This is a genomic window from Blastomonas sp. CCH1-A6, assembly GCF_001556365.1.
In the GTDB taxonomy this organism is placed as follows: domain Bacteria; phylum Pseudomonadota; class Alphaproteobacteria; order Sphingomonadales; family Sphingomonadaceae; genus Blastomonas; species Blastomonas ursincola.
In genome coordinates, this window is record NZ_LSIS01000448.1 from 1 (window position 1) to 19,231 (window position 19,231).

The window sequence follows — 19,231 nt, forward strand, 5'->3', positions numbered from 1 at the left end:
GCCGAGCTGGATGTCCCCGCCGCCATCGTCGCCGCCCAGTTCGAGCAGCGGATTGCGCTCCAGCTCCTCACCGATGAACGCCTCGATCTCGATGTTCGACAGCGCCAGCAGGCGGATCGCCTGCTGCAGCTGCGGCGTCATCACCAGCGACTGGCTCTGCCTCAGGTCAAGGCGTGGCCCCAGTGCCATCGGATCAGTCCCCAGCCCCCCGGCGTGCCATTACAAGGCGAAGCCTTCGCCCAGATACAGGCGGCGCACATTCTCGTCCGCCACCAGCGCCTCGGGTGTACCGGCGAACAGCACCTTGCCGTCATAGATGATGCAGGCGCGGTCGACGATGTCGAGCGTCTCGCGGACATTGTGATCGGTGATCAGCACGCCGATGCCGCGCGACTTGAGCTGCTTGATGAGGTCGCGAATGTCGGCGATCGACAGCGGGTCGATCCCTGCGAACGGTTCGTCGAGCAGGATGATCGAGGGGCTGGCCGCCAGCGCGCGTGCAATTTCGCAGCGCCGACGCTCGCCACCCGACAGCGCCATCGCGGGCGAGGACCGCAGCCGGGTCAGGCCGAATTCGTCGAGCAGCGTCTCGAGCCGCTCGGCGCGCGCTTCGACCACCGGCTCGACCAGTTCGAGTACCGCGCTGATATTCTGTTCGACCGTCATGCCGCGAAAGATCGAGGTTTCCTGTGGCAGATAGCCCAGGCCCAGGATCGCGCGGCGGTACATCGGCAGCTGGGTGATATCGACGCCGTCGAGCATGATGCGGCCCGAATTGGGCTTTACCAGCCCCATGATCGAGTAGAAGCACGTCGTCTTGCCCGCGCCATTGGGGCCGAGCAGGCCGAGCACCTCGCCCTTGGCGACCTGCAGCGACACGTCCGAGAGCACGACCTTCTTGTCATAGCTCTTGGCGATCGAGACGACGTTCAGGCCATCGCGCGACGTCGCCGGATCGGCCGCGGTACCGCTGAGCAGGCCCTGGGGGGCGACATCGTTCATTGTGACTTCCTGCAAACCTTTCCGGCGGCGCTTGGGCCCGTCGGTGTCTTGCCCCTCCCATAGCACGGAACAAGGCGATGAAAACCGGCGATAATCGCAGGATGGCAGGATTTATGCATGGAGGGTGTAGTGTCGCTTCCCTATTCGTCACCCTGAACTTGTTTCAGGGTCCATTTCACCCCAAGCGGCTGTGGCTGATGGGGCACGATGGATCCTGAAACAAGTTCAGGATGACGGAAGCGTGTATCGGCTGGAGCTCAATCCCGCTTGGGTACCGAGAACGTGCCCGACACGCGCCCACCGGCGCTGCCGGTCTGACCGGGCGCGCCACCAGCCGAGCGGCCGTCGACGGTCGAGCGACCCGTGGTCAGGTCGATGACCATGCGCCCGCCATTGAGCGTGTTGCCGCCCTGGCGCAGCGCGACATTGCCGATCAGCGTGATGATGCGCCGGTTGAAATCATAGATGCCGACATTGCCGCTGGCACGCTCTTCGCCCTTGGTGACGACGACGCCGCCATTCGCATCGATCCGCTCGATCTCGATGCCGCCGGCGTTGCGATAGGCCACGGTCATCCGCGCCGCCTGCAGGCGAAGGCCCGCCTGGGTGATGTCGACATTGCCCGACAGCAGCACGCGATTGGCGCGATCCTGCAGCTCGATCCGGTCGGCGGCATAATCGACCGGCGCATTGCTGTTGTGGTTCATCAGCGACTGTGCGGTCACGCTGGCGGGAGAAAGCAACAGCCCGGCCATGGCGATGCCGCCAGCCGAAACCGCCAGCAGGGCGCGCCGCGCCGCCCCTGAAATCCTGCCCGAAAACCGCATGCTGCTTCCTGTCTTCCTCAAACCTGTCATGGCAGGCCGCCTTGGGTCATGCGCAGCCGTGCACGCCCTTCCAGCGTCACCGTGCGCTCGGCAAGGTTCGCCTTTAGCCGGTCGGCGCGGAAAGTGCCAGTCGGCAAGCGTCCGGTCACCTCGCCCCGGCTGACCATGCTGCGCTTGGGCAGATCGATATCGACGTCGCGCGTCACCATGCGGTAGCCATTGGCGCTGCTGAACTGGACCGGACCGACCACTTCGACCTGCTCGGTATCCATATTGTAATTGCCGCGCCCCGCCTCGAGCACGCCCGGGCCGTCCTTCAGCAGGATGCGCGCGGCCAGATCGTTCATCTCGACCACCGGATTTCGCGAGCTTTTCTGCACCGCCGATCCCGCCTCGAGCGAGAAGGGCCGGCCTTCGCTGTCCTGGCCGCGATACAGGGCCTGGGTCACGCGCATGCGTTCGCGCGCGATATCGACCTGGTTCTTGTCGAGCAGGAAGCTGACCTCGGTATTGCGCAGCAGCGGCGCGAGCGCGAGAAACGCGACCAGCACGCCGATCGCGGCGGGCAGGAACATGCCGAGAAAGCGCACCATCTTGTCATGGCTGCTGCCGGGCGCGGCGAACAGCTGGCGGCGGCTACGCATCTGATCGGCACGCTGGGTCATGGAACGCTTTTCAGGCCTGTGGACTGCGAACGCGCGACGAACGGGCGTTCTTCGGAAGGCGCGATATATTAGGCGTGCGCGAAAATATCAATTTCCGGCCAGCCGGCGAGATCGAGCTCGGCGCGTGCGGGCAGGAAGTCGAAACAGGCCTGCGCGATCTCGCGGCGCCCTTCGCGTACCAGCCGCGCGTCCATCGCCACGTGCAGCGCGTGCAGGAATCGCACGTCGCTCGCGGCATAATCGCGTTGGGCATCGTTGATCTCCGGCGCGCCCCAGTCGCTCGACTGCTGCACCTTGCTCAGCTCCTTGCCCAGCACCTCGCGCACCAGCTCCTTCAGGCCATGCCGGTCTGTATAGGTGCGGATCAGGCGCGAGGCGATCTTGGTGCAGAAGACCGGCGCGGCCATCACGCCCAGATAATGCTTGATCGCCGCCAGATCGAACCGCGCGAAATGATAGAGCTTCAGGCGTTTGGGATCGGCCAGCACGGCGCGCAGGTTCGGCGCGGCATATTCGCTGCCGGGCATGAAGCGCACCAGATGCTCGTCTCCGCGCCCATCCGAAATCTGCACCAGGCAGAGGCGATCGCGCGGGGTGATGAGGCCCATGGTTTCGGTATCCACTGCGACCGGGCCGGGTGCCAGCACGTCGGCCGGCAGGTCTTCCTCGTGAAAATAAACGCTCATGCTGTCTCGCCGTCCGTGTTTGTCGGCGATGCGACGCGCCGCTTTTCGCGCCCGTTGCGGGCCCAGATGTTCAAGGTTTCCACCATCGCAGAAAAGGCCATGGCGGCATAGATATAACCCTTGGGCACGTGCACGCCGAAGCCATCGGCGATCAGCACTGCGCCGATCATCAGCAGGAAGCCCAAAGCGAGCATGACCACCGTGGGGTTGCGGTTGATGAAGTTCGCAAGCGGATCGGCAGCGACCAGCATCACGCCCACGGTGATGATCACGGCGGCCATCATGATCGGAACCTCGTCGGTCATGCCGACGGCAGTGAGGATCGAATCGATGGAGAAGACCATGTCGAGCGCGATGATCTGCACGATCGCCGCGCCGAAGCCGATCGCGGCCTTGCCCTTCTTGTCGAGCGCCTCGCCCGAGGGCTCGTCATCGACGCTGTGATGGATCTCCTTTGTCGCCTTCCAAACCAGGAACAGCCCGCCCGAAATCAGGATGAGGTCGCGCCACGAGAACTGCGTCTCGAAGGTCGGCTCGCCATTCTGGCCGGGTGCGCCGGTGATGCCCAGATCGAACACCGGCGTGGTCAGCGAGACGATGAAGGCGATCATCGACAGCAGCGCCAGCCGCATGACCAGCGCCAGGCCGATGCCGACGCGGCGCGCGGTCTGCTGCTGGTGCACCGGCAGCTTGTTCGAGAGGATCGAGATGAAGATCAGGTTGTCGATGCCGAGCACGACTTCCAGGATCACGAGCGTGACGAGCGCGGCCCAGGCGGCCGGGTCGCTCAAGAGCGGGATAATGCTGTCCATCAGCCCCAATTGCCGCAGCCATCGGGGTCTGGCAAGGCCTGCCGGATGCCCGCGGCACCGATTTTGCGGCAGGCAGAGCCGCGCGCTGCCCAGCGGCGGCGATCACCGCTGTGGCCCAGCCGCTTCGAACGTGCGGCAAAGCCACGATCACGGCCATTTATCGTTCGCCAAGCATCCGAATTTGGTTTAAGAGAATCACTGGAAGCGCGCGCCTTTTGCGGGCTCATCCTGTTGCGCAAGGCAGGAAATGCGATCTTCCACAGGTTTTTGGTCCGTGAAGGCCGGTGGCGCTGTCGAAAAGTCGCCTGCTTCCATGGACTTGGGTTGGGGTGTTTTAAGGTTTGCGCAGTATTCATGGCGGCTGGCAGGGAGTCAGACAGGTTCGCCGGGATGCTGGCCTGAATTTGAGTGATGGGGTTTACGTCCGCCCTGTTCTTGAGCGAGTGATCCAGGACGACATTGAAAGTGAATAGTTCGGCATGAGTTTTGACAGGGGTCGGCGCGGCGGCAGAGGCCGGGATAAACGCGACAGATTTGGCGAGGATGATTTCGACGCTTTTTCGCCTCCGCCTTCCTATGGTGACCGTGGTGGTTTCGGCGGCGGTGATCGCGGCGGGTTCGGCGGTGGCGACCGTGGCGGCTTCGGCGGCGGTGGTGGCGGTGGCTTCGGCGGCGGCCCGCGCGGCGGCGGCGGCGGTGGTGGTCGCGGCGGCTTTGGCGGCATGCCCACCCAGGTGGTCGGCGAAGCCAAGGGCAAGGTGAAGTTCTTCAACGCGCAAAAGGGCTTCGGCTTCATCCAGCGCGAAGATGGCGGCGACGACGTGTTCGTGCATATCAGCGCGGTCGAGCGAGCCGGCCTGTCTAACTTGGCCGAAGGTCAGGGCCTGGAATTCACGCTGGTCGATCGCGGCGGCAAGGTCTCGGCGAGCGACCTCAAGGTCGATGGCGAGCTGATCCCCGTGTCCGAAGGTTCGGGCGGCGGCGATCGCGGTGATCGCGGTCCGCGCAGCGAGGCTCCGCGCCGCGAGCTGACCGGCGAGCGTGCCACTGGAACCGTCAAGTTCTTCAACGCGATGAAGGGCTTCGGCTTCATCACCCGCGACGATGGCCAGCCCGACGCGTTCGTGCACATCAGCGCGGTCGAGCGTGCCGGCATGGCAGGCCTCAACCAGGGCGACCGCCTGGAGTTCGACCTCGAAGTCGATCGCCGCGGCAAGCACTCGGCCGTCAACCTGGTCCCGCACAACGGCTGACCAGGCTTTCCGGGCCTGAACGGTCCGGATGAGAGACACGAAACCCCGCCTGCACCTGATGGTGCGGCGGGGTTTTTGTTGGTTGTTTGGTTGGTTAGCTGTCCATGCCAAAACTGTCGCCTCGCTTACACGATCGTTTTGCCGGACAGTATTGCTCCCGACCTGGAACAGGCTCACACTGCCGACGTAACCCGTCGGAGGATGCCAATGGCTTCGAGATACTTGCTCAATCTCTTTGCTGGCGCGTTGGGCATCTCATTGATCGTCTTAGCGATTGCTGAGCCGGTCGTTGCAAGTTCGGAAAGTCAGCGCAAGGTCGACCAGGCAGGCCACACGCATCATGCGGCCAACCAGGCTGCCAGACCCCGGAATGACGCCTCTGCGTGGATTACATTGCAGGATTATCCCACGGACACCCGCGACAAGGGCGTCACCCGTTACCTTTTGTTGATCGCTCCCACGGGGCGGGTCGCCCAATGCGAAATAACAGAATCCTCCGGCTCGCAATGGCTGGATGAGGCGACATGCCGAAATCTGGTTCGGCGCGCGCGTTTTTATCCCGCGACCAATAGCCAAGGCGAAACCATCGAGGGCCGATATGAAGGCGTGATGCGCTGGTACATTCCGGACTAGCGAAGCAAGCGGCGAGATGTACTCCACTTTCCGGTCTCCCGCGAAGGCGGGAGCCCATCTCCGGACGGTGCCTCTGGAAAAACCGGCGGGAGATGGGCCCCTGCCTGCGCAGGGGACCGGTGGGGGACGGCACGGTGGGGCATCGGTACGCCCTCCGCGCACTTTAATCAGTTGATTAAACCGTCAGCTTGTTTACCCCGCAAAGCCAAATCCATGAACGTTCCCGGGAGCCATTTTCATGTCCCATCTGTCTGCCGCCGAAGTCGATGCCATTGCCGGGAAGGTCGAGCGCTTCGTCCGCGATGTCGTCGCCCCCTATGAGCGCGATCCGCGTTGCGGCGCGCATGGGCCGTCGGAAGAGCTGGTGCTCGAGCTGCGCGCGCTCGCCCGCCAAGCCGGGGTGATGACGCCGCATATCCTGCCCGATGGCCGCCACCTGACCCAGGCGCAGACCGCGATCGTGCTGCAGAAATCGGGCCTGTCGCCGCTCGGCCCTGTCGCGGTCAACACCGCCGCGCCCGACGAAGGCAACATGTACCTGCTCGGCAAGGTCGGCAGCCCCGAGCAGAAGGCACGGTTCCTCAACCAGCTCGTCTCGGGCGAATCGCGCTCGGCCTTTTTCATGACCGAACCGGCGGAGGAAGGCGGCGCGGGCTCCGACCCGTCGATGATGAAGACCACCGCGAAGCTCGACGGCAACCATTGGGTGATCAACGGGCGCAAGGCGTTCATCACCGGCGCGGAAGGCGCGAAGGTCGGCATCGTCATGGCGAAATCGGACGACGGCGCTTGCATGTTCCTGGTCGACCTGCCCGATCCCGCGATCCGCATCGAGCGCGTGCTCGACACCATCGACAGCTCGATGCCCGGCGGCCATGCGGTGGTCGCGATCGAAAACTTACGCGTTCCCGCCGACCAGATGCTGGGCCAGAGCGGCGAGGGCTTCAAATATGCGCAGGTCCGCCTCTCGCCCGCCCGGCTGTCACACTGCATGCGCTGGTTCGGTGCGGCGACCCGCGCGCACGAGATCGCGAGCGACTATGCCTGCCGCCGCCATGCGTTCGGCAAGCCGCTGGTCGATCACGAGGGAGTCGGCTTCATGCTCGCCGAAAACCTGATCGACCTGAAACAGGCCGAGCTGATGATCGCCTGGTGCGCGGGCGTGCTCGATACCGGCGAACTGGGCACGGTCGAAAGCTCGATGACCAAGGTCGCGGTGTCCGAGGCGCTGATGCGCGTCGCCGATCGCTGCGTGCAGGTGATGGGCGGCAAGGGCGTCAGCGGCGACACGATTGTCGAGCAGGTGTTCCGTGAAATCCGCGCCTTCCGCATCTATGACGGCCCGACCGAAGTGCACAAATGGTCGCTCGCCAAGAAGATCAAGCGCGACCACAAGCACGCCCAAGAGAAAGCCGCGCAAGGAGTGTCGGCATGACCCTGACCGCAGACCTGACCGGCCAGCGCATCCTCGTCACCGGGGCATCGAGCGAAGGCTTCGGCGCGCATTTCGCGCGGCTGCTGGCGAAGAGCGGCGCGCATGTCATCGTCACCGCGCGCCGCCTGCCCGCGCTCGAGGCGCTGGTCGAGGAGATCAGAAGCACCGGCGGCAGCGCCGAGGCGATTCGCATGGACGTCGCCGATCTCGCCTCGGTGCGCGAAGGGATGGCTGCGGCTGGCGCGATCGACACCTGCATCAACAATGCCGGGGTCGCGGTAACCAAGCGCGCACTCGACCAGACCGAGGACGATTACGACTTCGTAATGGGCATCAACCTGAAAGGCGCGTGGAACGTCGCGACCGAGGCGGCGCGCGGCATGCGCGAGCGCGGCGGCGGCAACATCATCAACACCGCCTCGATCACCGGATTCCAGACCGCGGCGGGCACCGGGCCCTATGCGGTGTCCAAGGCGGGCGTGCTGCACATGACGCGGCAGCTGGCGATGGAACTGGCGCGGTTCAACATCCGGGTCAACGCACTCGCGCCGGGCTATTTTCTCACCGATATCAACCGCGACCAGCTTTCGGGCGAAGCGGGCGAACCCTTGCGCAAGCGCATCGCGATGCGCCGTTATGGCGAGCTGCCCGACCTCGACGGGCCGCTATTGCTGCTCGCCTCGGACGCCAGCCGCTTCATGACCGGCAGCATCCTGACAGTCGATGGCGGGCATCTGGTGCACTCGCTGTAAAGCGGCTCAGCCGCTTTGCACGACGCTGAGCAGGTTGCCGTCGGGGTCCTGAAACCAGGCGACACGCGCCGCCCCATCGGGCGCAGTCCAGATGCCGAGCGCGTCCTGGCCGAAGCCTTCATAGAATTTGGGCGCGACGCCCCGGCTGGCCAGATGCTCCATGGTCTGCTCGATATCCTCGACCGACCAGCCGAGCGCCGGGTGCGGCGAGGCGGCATAGCCTTCCAGCTCGGTGATGCGGAGCACCGCGCTGCCCAGATCGAACACGGCGGCAAAGCCGTCATCGGCAACGAACGTGAGCTTCAGCACGTCGCGATAGAAGCTTTCGGCGGCGCGGCGGTTGGCGGTGTTGATGAAGGTGACAGGCTTGGCGTGGGTGAGCGGCATGATGGCAACCCCTGCTAATGCGTCGCGATTCGTGATGGCGGCATGGCATAGCATCATTCTGCGTCAAGACGCCAACCCTTCGCTTGACGCTGCCCCCGGGGCCGCGTCAAGGTCGCGCGCATGCCCGACAGTGCCAGCCACCAAGCCACCATCCAACTCGATCCGCAATGGCGCGAGGCGCTCGCTGGCGAGTTTGCCGCGCCCTATATGGCCGATCTCAAGCGCTTCCTGCTCGAACGCAAGGCGGCGGGCGCGCGCATCTTCCCGCCGGGCAGCCACTGGTTCCGCGCGCTCGACCTCACCCCGCCGGACAAGGTGCGCGTCGTCATCCTGGGGCAGGACCCGTATCACGGCCCCGGCCAGGCGCACGGCCTGTGCTTCAGTGTGCGTCACGGCGTGCCGGTGCCGCCCTCGCTGGTGAACATCTACAAGGAATTGCAGCGCGATCTCGGCATCGCGCCGCCGCGCCACGGCTTCCTGGAATCCTGGGCGAGACAAGGCGTGCTGCTGCTCAACGCGGTGCTGACGGTCGAGATGGGCGATGCCGGGTCGCACCAGGGCAAGGGGTGGGAGCGGTTCACCGATGCGGTGATCGCGCGGGTCAATGCGCTAGAACACCCGGTCGTGTTCCTGCTCTGGGGCAGCCATGCGCAAAAGAAGGCGGCGGGCGTCGATAGCGTCGATCGCGGCGGACGGCATCTGGTGCTGAAGGCCCCGCACCCCTCGCCGCTCTCGGCACATCGCGGGTTCCTGGGCTGCGGGCATTTCAGCCAGGCGAATGCGTTTCTGGAAGGCCAGGGACTGGAGCCGATCGACTGGCGATTGCCCGAGAGCGTGCAAGCCGCCTGACCTGCTCGTCACCCCCGCGAAGGCGTGGGTCCCGCTTCCTCGGGCAACTGACGCGCAAAAGCGGGATTCCCGCATTCGCGGGAATGACGGTTATTTGAACACCGCCCGCGTTACCGCAAAGCCCACCAGCGCCGACGATCCGGTGAGGAACGTGCCCCAGATGATGTCGAGCACGGTGATCTTCGTGTTCCAGGTGGCGAGCGTCGCCTGGTTGGTCAGGTCATAGGTCATGTAGCAGAAAAAGCCGAGCAGCGCGCCCTTGACCAGCGCGGTCTGCCAGCGGCCATCGGCGAGCGCAGGGACCACCGCGAAAATCTGGATGCCCGCGATGTACAGCAGGTAGAAAACCACCGCAGGCGCAAGCCGGAAGGACGGGGCGAGCAGATCGCCGAGCAGCGGCTGGTAGAGCCGCGGCGCCATGGTCTTGAGCCAGACGCTGTCGATCAGCGCGAAGGCGAGCCCGGTGAACAGATAGGCGGCGGCATAGCGGAGCATGGCGGGACCTTTGCGCGAATGATGGGACGCAGGTGAACTGGCGTCAGTCGCCAACGCGCGTCAAGCGGGTGCGGTTGCGGGTGAGCCACTCGCTCTTGTCGTCGTCGAGAAAATCGACCTCCTTCAACGTCTCGACCTTGTCGCCATCGCGCACGGTGGTGAGGCGGAGTGTTGCCGGACGGTTGTCGTCGCTGGCCTTTGTCTCCTCGACCATCGTCCAATGCGTGGCATCGCGCGAGCCCGGATCGATACGGATCGCATAGGTCATTACTTCGACAGCTCGACCTTTGCGGAAGGTTGCGACCGAGACCGTGTCGGCCTTCTCATCGAACAGTTCGCCGGTGGTGATGCGGACAATGCCGACCTTGGGTCCATCGTCGAAATCGGAAACACGCAGCATCGTCGCGCCATCGCCCTGGTCGATGATGCGCGTTTTGACCGGAATGCCGAACCAGCGGTTGGCCGAATAGTCGAGATAGCCGAGCTCGCCTTCCCACGATCCCACCAGGCTTGCACGGGCCGCTGTGGCATTAGGAGCGGAAGAGGACGCTGGCTGGGCACTTGCCGCAGAAACGGAAACAAGACTGAGCGCAAGCAAGGCATATCGGAACATCATGGCCCCCTGTGATGTGGTACTCGCCCAGCTACGCGACCATCGCCTGCGCAGATGCGCCGGGATCACGCCATCGGCTTGGGCTGCCACAATTCGATCTTGCGGCCTTCGGGGTCCATGATGTGCGCGAACAGGCCGTTCGCCTCGGCGGGGAAGGTCTTGACCGGCTCCACCCCTTCGGCAGCGCAGCGGGCAAGCACGGACTCGAGATCGTCGACCATCAGGTTGAACATGAACTCCTTGGTGGACGGCGCGAAATATTCGCTGCTCTGCGCGAAGGGCGAAAAGACCGTGCCCGCGCCGGGGTGATTCGCGGCGTCCTGTGGCAGGAAGACAAGCCCACCCCAGTCGTCGAAGGCGAGACCGAGAACGCGCGCATACCATGCGCGCAGCGCATCCGGGTCCGGCGATTTCAAGAACAGCCCGCCCAGCCCGATGACCTTGCCCATATGCCGCCTCCATCAAACGAGTCGGCCGACAAAATACCACGAAGTCGAACCATGAAAAAAGGAAACCCGCCGATGTTGCCACCGGCGGGGTAACCTTTTTCCTCCCCAGGAAAACTTTATCGGTCAAACATTCTTTTCAACGCAGTACCGATCACCATGAACCGCGCTCTTACGAGAACTGGTTCATCGTGTTGTTGACGCCGCCTGCCTTCAGCGCCGCCTCGCCAGCGAAATATTCCTTGTGAGCATCGCCGATGTCGCTGCCAGACATGTTCTGGTGCTTCACGCATGCGATTCCCTGACGGATCTCCTGCCGCTGGACGCCGAGTACATAACCCAGCATGCCCGCTTCTCCAAAATATTCCTTCGCCAGATTGTCGGTCGACAGCGCGGCGGTGTGATAGGTGGGCAGCGTGATCAGGTGGTGGAAGATGCCCGCGCGGCGCGCGCCATCGGCCTGGAAGGTGCGGATGCGCTTGTCGGCGGCGATGCCGAGCTCAGTATCGTCATATTTGGCGTCCATCAGCTGGGCGCGATCATATTCGGACACGTCCAGACCTTCCTTGACCATCGCGTCATAGACCTGCTGGCGGAAGTTCAGCGTCCAGTTGAACGAAGGCGAGTTGTTGTACACCAGCTTGGCGTTGGGAACGACTTCGCGGATGCGGTCCATCATGCCCGCGATCTGCTCGACATGCGGCTTTTCGGTCTCGATCCACAGCAGGTCGGCACCGTTCTGAAGCGAGGTGATGCTGTCGAGCACGCAGCGATCCTCGCCGGTACCTTCGCGGAACTGGAACAGGTTGCTGGGCAGACGCTTCGGACGCAGCAGGCGGCCGTTGCGGTTGAGGATGACATCACCGTTGCGCGCGGTCGCGGGGTCGATCTCCTCGCAGTCGAGGAAGCTGTTATACTGGTCGCCGATATCGCCCGGCTCGTGGCTGACGGCGATCTGCTTGGTCAGGCCCGCACCCAGCGAGTCGGTGCGGGTAACGATGACGCCATCCTCGACGCCCAGTTCCAGGAACGCATAGCGGCAGGCGCGGATCTTGGCGAGAAAGTCCTCGTGCGGCACGGTGACCTTGCCGTCCTGATGGCCGCACTGCTTTTCGTCGGACACCTGGTTCTCGATCTGCAGCGCGCAGGCGCCGGCCTCGATCATCTTCTTGGCGAGCAGATAGGTCGCTTCGGCATTGCCGAAACCGGCATCGATATCGGCGATGATCGGCACGACATGCGTCTGGAAATTCTCGACCTGGGCGAGCAGTTCCTGTTCCTTCGCAGTATCACCGGCGGCGCGTGCCTTGTCGATGCCGCTGAACAGCAGGTCGAGCTCGCGCGCATCGGCCTGGCGCAGGAAGGTGTAGAGTTCCTCGATCAGCGCGGGCACGCTGGTCTTCTCGTGCATCGACTGGTCGGGCAGCGGGCCGAATTCGCTGCGCAGCGCGGCGACCATCCAGCCGGACAGGTAGAGATACTTGCGCTTGGTGGTGCCGAAATGCTTCTTGATCGCGATCATCTTCTGCTGCGCGATGAAGCCGTGCCAGCAGCCCAGCGACTGGGTGTATTGCGACGGATCGGCATCATAGGCGGCCATGTCCTCGCGCATGATCTTCGCGGTATAGCGGGCGATGTCGAGACCGGTCTTGAACCGGTTCTGCAGCTGCATGCGCGCGACGGATTCGGGGTTGATGCCGGTCCAGCGGCCCTGCTTGCTAGCAACGAGCTGTTCGTTGGCGCGGATGTGATCGGTATAGGACATGGGGCTTTCCTCTTGCGAATCAGGCAGTGTCACAAATTGACAGCTGATGCTGTTGATTTACGCGACATGAGCGAGATCACCGCATGATCGCTGCAAGAATCTTGTCTAATTGCGGCAAGTGCGAAGGCCCTGATTTGTCATCCTGTAAATTTATTCACAAAAGTCCACACCCTGCGCAACCGCCTTGATCTGTTGCACCGCAGCATTATATCGGGCCGCGCGGTGTCCCCCCACATGCTCTCGCCCCGGCGGAGCGCCATCCTTCATGGAATTCATCCGATGATCGCCAGAACCCTTGCGAGCCTTGCCCTGTTTGCCAGCGTCAGCACGCCTGCGCTTGCCCAGGCCGTAGCCGACCAGCCGCCCGCGCCTGCCGCAGAGGAACAGAAGCAGCAGGCCCCCGTGAAGCCCGGGCCGACGCCCGAACAGATGAGGCTTCTCGCCACCGCCGCGGCGATGTCGCAGTCGGTGTTTGCCAAGGATTTCTACATGACCGTGGGCCTGGGGGCAGGCATGGTGCCCAGCTACGAAGGCTCGGACCAGTATGTCTTCTTTCCCGCTCCGATCATCCAGGGCAGCTACAAGGGCTATAATTTCGCTGCGCGCGGCCCGGGCCTGTTCGTCGACCTGGTCAAGGACCCGGTGCTGCCCAAGGTGGAATTCATCGCCGGCCCCATGTTCCGCGTTCGGCCCGAGCGCAACAATCGCATCCGCGACGCCGTGGTCAAGCGGCTGGGCGACTTTCCGATCGCGCTCGAGCTCGGCGCATCGGGCGGGGTCAAGATCAACCGCATCTTCGGCCGCTTCGACAGCATGACCTTTACCACCGACGCGCTGTTCGACGTGACCGGGGTGCATTCGGGCGCGATCGTCACGCCGCAGGTCAGCTATAACCGGCTGCTCGGCACCAAGGGCGTGGTCAACGTCTCCGCCTCAGCCGATTTCGTCGATGGCGATTATGCCAATACCTATTTCAGCGTCGATGCCGCCGGCAGCGCTGCATCGGGTCTGCCGCGCTTCCGTGCCGATGGGGGATTGAAGTCGCTCCAGACCTCGGTCCTGCTCGGCCTGGACCTGTCGGGCAACGCGCTTGATGGCGGCTGGGGCGTGTTCGCGCTCGCCAGCTATTCGCGGCTGCAGGGCGATTTTGCCGACAGCCCGATCGTGTCGATCCGCGGCGATGCCAACCAGTATTTCGGCGGCGTCGGCGTGACCTACACCTTCTGATTTTCGGAAAGGCCCCGCGCGCCGGTGCGACGCGCGGGGCCTTTCATCCTCAGTTGTTGCCGCTGATCAGGTCGCCAAACGCGCCGAGCGCAGAGCCTTCGCCCCGGTTCTGACCGCCGCGCGGTCCTGCGGCAGCCAGCATCCGCCCGGCGAGCCGCGAGAAGGGCAGCGACTGGATCCACACATGGCCCGGCCCGCGCAGCCGCGCGAAGAACAGGCCCTCGCCGCCGAACAGCGAGGTCTTGATGCCGCCCGCCGAGACCAGGTCGAAATCGACATTGCCGGTGAACGCGGCGATACAACCGGTATCGACGTGCAGCTCCTCGCCCGCGCGCAGCTCGCGTTCGACGATCGTGCCGCCCATCTGCGCGAACACCATGCCGTCGCCCTCGAGCTTCTGCATGATGAAGCCCTCGCCGCCGAACAGGCCGGTGAGGATGCGCTTCTGGAAATGGATGCCGATCGACACGCCCTTGGCCGCAGCGAGAAAGCTGTCCTTCTGGCAGATCAGCCGCCCGCCATATTGCGACAGGTCGATGGGCAGGATCGATCCCGGCACCGGCGCACCGAAGGCGACGCGCGCCTTGCCAGAGCCCGTGTGCGTGAACACGGTGGTGAACAGGCTCTCGCCGGTGACGAGACGCTTGCCCGCGCCGAGCAGCTTGCCCATGAAGCCGCCGCCCTGGTCGTCGCTGCCATCGCCGAACACGGTGGTCATCTCGATCGAGGGGTCCTTCCAGACCATCGACCCGGCCTCGGCCACCGCACTCTCGCCGGGGTCGAGTTCGATCTCGACGAACTGCAATTCCTGGCCCTTGATCTCATAATCTATCTCATGCGCGGGCATGGTTCTCTCCTGTTGGTGCTGGGTAGCGCGATCCTAATCGCCGCCTGTGACAGCAGCAATGCGGTGGGTCATAGGCCTGTCGATTGGTCAGGGTCGAGGGCGCGCACCATGGTGCCATGAATTGGCGTCAGCTCGAGAAATAGACATACCAGGCGATCAGCAGCACCACGCGCGGCGCGAAGGACGACCCCGTCAGCGCGGCAAGCGTGATTGCGGTCACCGAAGCCGCCGCCCCGGTGGTCAGCGCGAGCAGCAGCGGCTCGCCCGATCCGCGCACGATCGCGGCGGGCAGCGCGAGCAGCAGCGACCATGCCAGCCCCGCAACAACAAACGCCGCCCGGCGCAGCATCGGCAGGGTCGCCGTGGTCGCGGTGAGCTTCAACAGCCCCCGCGCCTCGCAGCGCCCGGCCTGCGCGCTCAGGGCGAAGACGAGCAGCAGCAGCGCCGCCGGACTGCCGATATGCCGGTAATCGCCGAAAATCCCTGCGAGCGTCGCCGCCGCCGCGAGCAGCAGGAACAGTCGTCCTGCGCCGATCAGCCGGAACTCCGCCAGAACCAGCCCCAGCAGTACCGACCGTGCGGGCGGCGCCGGCGGCGCATCGGCGCGCACGGCCGCCGGTGGCCCGGCGGAGAGAAGCTTCGCAATGCGCCCCTGTCCGGCCTGCCTGCGCCCCGACCGGTGCGGGCGATAGATCAGCCCCGCGACCAGCACCAGCGCCACCGCAATCCCGATCCAGGCAAGGCGCGCGGCGATATAGCCCGGTGCGTGCAGCCCGGCGGCCACGTCGAGGTCGATGCGGCCGGGCTTGAGCGTGGCCGGGTCCACCCCGCCGATCTGGACGTTCATCTCGCCCGCAGGCTCAGGCCCGGCGAGCGGGCGGACGAAGCCCGGATGGTCGAACAGATTGGCGGTGAACGATGAAGGCTGGTTCGCTCCCAGCAGCGGCATGATGATCGAGGCCATCCACACGAAGAAATAGGCGAGATCCCCCAGTGCGCCACGCAGCCATGGCACCGCATCGAACAGGATGCGCAAGCTTGCGAGCGCGATCAGCGGCGGCGCGGCGATCAGCCAGAGCGGATAGGCGATCTGCCACAGGCTGTAGGGGCCGCTCACCATCAGCCAGCCGAGGAACCAGCCCGCCAGCGTCAGCGTGCCCAGCGTGCCGAGCAGCACCGCGGCATCGGCGGCGAACCGCCCCAACAGCATCGCGATGCGCGGCGCGGCGGTTACCTCTTCCACCTGCCAGGGCTGGCGGCGGTTGGTATTGGCGCGGAGGTAAATATAGCCGACCGGCAGCAACAGCGTCGTCACCACGATGCCCAGCCACACGCCCAGCATCGCCGATGTCAGCACCGGCAGCTGGTCGGCGACCGCGATCGCCACGCCGCGCCCGCTCTCGTCCGAGATCATGAAGCGCGCGCCCACCGGCGCGATCAGCAGCAGCAGCCACAGCCCCCAGCTGCGCCGATAGCGCGTGAGGCTGGTGACGAACGACGAGCGCAGCACCGCGCCCGGTTGCGCCGCCGGTTGCGCGCCCTGCATCATTGCGGCGCGACCCGGCCCTGGTCGACGCGCAGCACCTGCACCGCCTGGGGCGCGAGCGCATCGGCAAGGTGCGTGGTCATCACCACCACCGCCTCGCGCGCCCGCTCGACGATCAGCGCGCTGACCTGCGCGGCGGTCTCGCCGTCGAGCTCCGCCGTCGGCTCATCGAGCGCGAGCAGTCGCGGCGCGCCGAGCATCGCCTGTGCAAACACCAGCCGCCGCCGCATCCCGCCGGAAAAGGTGGCGATGCGGTTGTTGATATCGGCATGCAGCCCGATCCGCCCGGTAATCGCACCGAACTGCGCGTCCGCCGCGCGCGCCTCCAGCCCCTTCAACGCCGCCATATGCAACGCAAATTCGCGCGCGGTCAGGTCCTCGGGCAGATCGACCGCCTGCGGCGCATAGCCCAGCACCCCCCGCAAAGCCTTGCGCGCCCCCGGCAGCGCGACCCCATCCCACGCGACCGTCCCCGCATTGGGCTTCTCCGCCGTGGCGAGCAGCCTGAGCAAGGTCGACTTCCCCGCCCCGCTCGGCCCGACCAGCAGCGTGAGGCCCGTGGGAAAGGTGGCGGAAACGCCCTCAAGCACGCGCTTGCGGCCATAGGATCGGGAGATGTCGGTCAACGTCAGCATGGTGGTGTATTATAACGGCAATACACATAGAGCAAGCGGATTTCTCTGGCCTTGGCGGCCCGACCAGCCTAATCTGCACCCCATCCCCGGGGAGCCGAGCGGCTGAGAGGTGGGTTTGCGCCCCACGACCCGTTGAACCTGAACCGGCTGATACCGGCGGAGGGAGGGAGCGGCGTTGTCCATTCATGCGCCCGCATCCGCTCTCCCGCCGCACAAGGAGAGCATGATAATGGCTGATTTTCCTGCCCGCACCGAGATCGGCGTGACCACCGGGCCCATTCGCGGCAGCCGCAAGATCCATGTCGCGACCAAATCGGGCAGCGGCATCCGCGTTGCGATGCGCGAGATCGATCTCGCCGGCGGCGAGCCTTCGGTCCGCGTCTATGACACCTCGGGCCCCTATACCGACCCCAATGCGCATATCGACATCTCCGCCGGCCTGCCCGAGCTGCGCCGCGACTGGATCCTGGCGCGCGGCGATGTCGACCATGTGCCGCAGCGCGAGGTTCGCCCCGAGGATAACGGCCGGCTCGGCCCCGATCGCTCGGGCGGCGTGCCCCCCTTCCCCAATGTCCGCAAGACCGTGCTGCGCGCCAAGCCCGGCATGAATGTCAGCCAGATGCATTATGCCCGTCGCGGCATCATCACGCCCGAGATGGAATATGTCGCCGAGCGCGAGAATCTGGGCCGCGAGCGGCTCAAGGAATATCGCCGCGACGGCAACAGCTTCGGCGCGTCGATCCCCGATTATGTGACGCCCGAATTCGTCCGCGACGAAGTGGCGCGGGGCCGTGCGATCATCCCCAGCAACATCAACCATCCCGAAACCGAGCCGATGGCGATCGGCCGCAACTTCCTGGTCAAGATCAACGCCAATATCGGCAACAGCGCGGTCGCTTCCGACGTCGCGTCCGAGGTCGACAAGATGGTCTGGTCGATCCGCTGGGGCGCGGACACGGTGATGGACCTGTCCACCGGCCGCAATATCCACGACACGCGCGAATGGATCCTGCGCAACAGCCCCGTGCCGATCGGCACCGTGCCGATCTATCAGGCGCTGGAAAAGGTCGGCGGCATTGCCGAGGAGCTGACCTGGGAGATTTTCCGCGACACGCTGATCGAACAGGCCGAACAGGGCGTGGACTATTTCACCATCCATGCAGGCGTCCGCCTGGCGTACATCCCGATGGCGGCGAAGCGCGTCACCGGCATCGTCTCGCGCGGCGGGTCGATCATGGCCAAATGGTGCCTGGCGCATCACAAGGAAAGCTTCCTCTACGAGCATTTCGACGAGATCACCGAGATCATGAAGGCGTACGACATCGCCTATTCGCTGGGCGATGGCCTGCGCCCCGGATCGATCGCCGATGCCAATGACGAGGCGCAGTTCAGCGAGCTCTATACGCTGGGCGAGCTGACCCACCGCGCGTGGAAGTCCGACGTGCAGGTGATGATCGAAGGGCCGGGCCATGTGCCGATGCACAAGATCAAGGAGAATATGGAAAAGCAGCTGGAAGTGTGCGGCGAAGCGCCCTTCTACACGCTTGGCCCCCTCACCACGGACATTGCGCCCGGCTATGACCATATCACCAGCGGCATCGGCGCGGCGCAGATCGGCTGGTACGGCACCGCGATGCTCTGCTATGTCACGCCCAAGGAGCATCTGGGCCTGCCCGATCGCGATGACGTGAAGGTCGGCGTGGTCACCTACAAGCTCGCCGCGCACGCCGCCGACCTTGCCAAGGGCCATCCGGCGGCGCAGGTGCGCGACGATGCGCTGAGCAAGGCGCGCTTCGAATTCCGCTGGCGCGACCAGTTCAACCTGTCGCTCGACCCCGATACGGCCGAGGAATTCCACGACCAGACCCTGCCGGCGGAAGGCGCCAAGACCGCGCATTTCTGCAGCATGTGCGGCCCCAAATTCTGTTCGATGCAGATCAGCCAGGAAGTCCGCGACTTCGCCACCAAGCAGAACCAGGGCGTGGAAGGCTTTATCGCGACCGGCCCCAGCGGCGCGGAAACGGCGGCGGCGAGCCGCGAGGCAGCGCTGAAGGGCATGGCCGAGATGAGCAAGCTCTACGAAGACATGGGCCGAGAGCTGTATCTCGGTGCCGGTGGCCGTGAACATGATTGAGCGGGGCAGGGCGGCGCTGTTTTCCGCCGCGCTGGCGGCCGTCACGCTGGCAGGATGCGGCTCGCAGCCGTCTGCCGATCAGACAGATCGGGCGGCGGACGCAGCGGTCGAGCCGGAAAAGGGCGCAAAAGCCGCCCCTGACCCGGCCTCGGCCAATGCCGACGACAGGAAGACGCTTACGCTTGAGGGCTATGGCGGGCTGAAGATCGGCGAGCCGGTGCC

Annotated in this window: 21 protein-coding genes, 1 pseudogene and 1 riboswitch; of the genes and pseudogenes, 8 read left to right on the plus strand and 14 right to left on the minus strand. The window is 65.0% G+C overall.

What is annotated here, in order from left to right; all coding sequences use genetic code 11:
• The 6 genes and pseudogenes from AX735_RS20230 to AX735_RS20255 form a co-directional block, all read right to left on the minus strand.
• Positions 1-189: pseudogene (locus AX735_RS20230) on the minus strand (RNA polymerase factor sigma-54); the annotation flags it as partial.
• Positions 190-219: 30 nt separating this feature from the next.
• Positions 220-1,002 (minus strand): LPS export ABC transporter ATP-binding protein, encoded by a 783-nt coding sequence (gene lptB / locus AX735_RS20235; protein ID WP_060977979.1) that lies wholly within the window; start codon positions 1,000-1,002, stop codon positions 220-222.
• Between the two features lie 257 nt (positions 1,003-1,259).
• Complete coding sequence (locus tag AX735_RS20240; protein WP_066284117.1) at positions 1,260-1,829, minus strand: LptA/OstA family protein; 570 nt, start codon at positions 1,827-1,829, stop codon at positions 1,260-1,262.
• Positions 1,830-1,855: 26 nt separating this feature from the next.
• The gene (lptC, locus tag AX735_RS20245; RefSeq protein ID WP_066284122.1) at positions 1,856-2,494 is read right to left on the minus strand and encodes an LPS export ABC transporter periplasmic protein LptC; all 639 of its coding nucleotides are present in this window, start codon (positions 2,492-2,494) and stop codon (positions 1,856-1,858) included.
• Positions 2,495-2,562: 68 nt separating this feature from the next.
• On the minus strand, positions 2,563-3,180 hold the full coding sequence (locus AX735_RS20250; RefSeq protein ID WP_066284124.1) for a ribonuclease D: 618 nt from the start codon (positions 3,178-3,180) through the stop codon (positions 2,563-2,565).
• Complete coding sequence (locus AX735_RS20255; protein ID WP_066284126.1) at positions 3,177-3,992, minus strand: TerC family protein; 816 nt, start codon at positions 3,990-3,992, stop codon at positions 3,177-3,179. Before AX735_RS20255 ends, AX735_RS20250 begins: the two co-directional genes overlap by 4 nt.
• A gap of 479 nt (positions 3,993-4,471) precedes the next feature.
• On the opposite strand from AX735_RS20255, the gene AX735_RS27110 reads away from it, so the two are divergent.
• The 4 genes from AX735_RS27110 (at position 4,472) to AX735_RS20275 (ending at position 8,065) form a co-directional block, all read left to right on the plus strand.
• The gene (locus tag AX735_RS27110; protein ID WP_066284128.1) at positions 4,472-5,245 is read left to right on the plus strand and encodes a cold-shock protein; all 774 of its coding nucleotides are present in this window, start codon (positions 4,472-4,474) and stop codon (positions 5,243-5,245) included.
• Between the two features lie 222 nt (positions 5,246-5,467).
• A complete protein-coding gene (locus AX735_RS20265; protein WP_171007806.1) occupies positions 5,468-5,878 on the plus strand; it encodes a TonB family protein in 411 nt (136 codons plus the stop codon).
• Between the two features lie 238 nt (positions 5,879-6,116).
• Positions 6,117-7,313 carry an acyl-CoA dehydrogenase family protein gene (locus AX735_RS20270; protein WP_066284135.1) on the plus strand — a complete coding sequence of 399 codons (1,197 nt, stop codon included), beginning with the start codon at positions 6,117-6,119 and terminating at the stop codon, positions 7,311-7,313.
• Complete coding sequence (locus tag AX735_RS20275) at positions 7,310-8,065, plus strand: SDR family NAD(P)-dependent oxidoreductase (RefSeq protein WP_066284138.1); 756 nt, start codon at positions 7,310-7,312, stop codon at positions 8,063-8,065. Before AX735_RS20270 ends, AX735_RS20275 begins: the two co-directional genes overlap by 4 nt.
• Before the next feature lie 6 nt (positions 8,066-8,071).
• On the opposite strand, the gene AX735_RS20280 is transcribed toward AX735_RS20275, so the two are convergent.
• Positions 8,072-8,452, minus strand: coding sequence for a VOC family protein (locus AX735_RS20280; RefSeq protein ID WP_066284144.1), 381 nt, complete (start codon positions 8,450-8,452; stop codon positions 8,072-8,074).
• 120 nt (positions 8,453-8,572) lie between these two features.
• Between AX735_RS20280 and ung the strand changes: the two genes are divergently transcribed.
• The gene (gene ung, locus AX735_RS20285; protein WP_066284146.1) at positions 8,573-9,301 is read left to right on the plus strand and encodes a uracil-DNA glycosylase; all 729 of its coding nucleotides are present in this window, start codon (positions 8,573-8,575) and stop codon (positions 9,299-9,301) included.
• 90 nt (positions 9,302-9,391) lie between these two features.
• Here ung and AX735_RS20290 read toward each other — a convergent pair whose 3' ends face one another.
• The 4 genes from AX735_RS20290 to AX735_RS20305 form a co-directional block, all read right to left on the minus strand.
• Entirely contained in the window at positions 9,392-9,796 is a 405-nt protein-coding gene (locus AX735_RS20290) for a DUF2177 family protein (RefSeq protein ID WP_066284148.1), read from the minus strand.
• Between the two features lie 43 nt (positions 9,797-9,839).
• Positions 9,840-10,301: a hypothetical protein gene (locus AX735_RS20295; protein WP_066284152.1), complete on the minus strand. Its 462-nt coding sequence runs from the start codon at positions 10,299-10,301 to the stop codon at positions 9,840-9,842.
• A 173-nt stretch (positions 10,302-10,474) separates the two neighbouring features.
• Positions 10,475-10,858, minus strand: coding sequence for a VOC family protein (locus tag AX735_RS20300; RefSeq protein ID WP_066284156.1), 384 nt, complete (start codon positions 10,856-10,858; stop codon positions 10,475-10,477).
• Between the two features lie 169 nt (positions 10,859-11,027).
• The gene (locus AX735_RS20305; protein WP_066284162.1) at positions 11,028-12,620 is read right to left on the minus strand and encodes an isocitrate lyase; all 1,593 of its coding nucleotides are present in this window, start codon (positions 12,618-12,620) and stop codon (positions 11,028-11,030) included.
• Between the two features lie 279 nt (positions 12,621-12,899).
• Here AX735_RS20305 and AX735_RS20310 point away from each other — a divergent pair, with 279 nt between their 5' ends.
• Positions 12,900-13,847, plus strand: coding sequence for a MipA/OmpV family protein (locus AX735_RS20310; protein ID WP_066284164.1), 948 nt, complete (start codon positions 12,900-12,902; stop codon positions 13,845-13,847).
• A 49-nt stretch (positions 13,848-13,896) separates the two neighbouring features.
• On the opposite strand, the gene AX735_RS20315 is transcribed toward AX735_RS20310, so the two are convergent.
• The 3 genes from AX735_RS20315 to AX735_RS20325 all read right to left on the minus strand — a co-directional run bounded on the left by AX735_RS20315 (position 13,897) and on the right by AX735_RS20325 (position 16,875).
• A complete protein-coding gene (locus tag AX735_RS20315) occupies positions 13,897-14,694 on the minus strand; it encodes a TIGR00266 family protein (RefSeq protein ID WP_066284166.1) in 798 nt (265 codons plus the stop codon).
• Between the two features lie 127 nt (positions 14,695-14,821).
• The gene (locus AX735_RS20320; RefSeq protein ID WP_231750195.1) at positions 14,822-16,243 is read right to left on the minus strand and encodes a hypothetical protein; all 1,422 of its coding nucleotides are present in this window, start codon (positions 16,241-16,243) and stop codon (positions 14,822-14,824) included.
• Entirely contained in the window at positions 16,240-16,875 is a 636-nt protein-coding gene (locus AX735_RS20325) for an ATP-binding cassette domain-containing protein (protein WP_066284169.1), read from the minus strand. Before AX735_RS20325 ends, AX735_RS20320 begins: the two co-directional genes overlap by 4 nt.
• Before the next feature lie 77 nt (positions 16,876-16,952).
• Positions 16,953-17,057: riboswitch (TPP riboswitch) on the plus strand.
• A 47-nt stretch (positions 17,058-17,104) separates the two neighbouring features.
• On the opposite strand from AX735_RS20325, the gene thiC reads away from it, so the two are divergent.
• The gene (gene thiC / locus AX735_RS20330) at positions 17,105-19,009 is read left to right on the plus strand and encodes a phosphomethylpyrimidine synthase ThiC (protein WP_066284176.1); all 1,905 of its coding nucleotides are present in this window, start codon (positions 17,105-17,107) and stop codon (positions 19,007-19,009) included.
• A partial coding sequence (locus tag AX735_RS20335; protein WP_202189630.1) for a hypothetical protein occupies positions 19,002-19,231 on the plus strand: 230 nt, incomplete at its 3' end. The genes thiC and AX735_RS20335, both read left to right, overlap by 8 nt.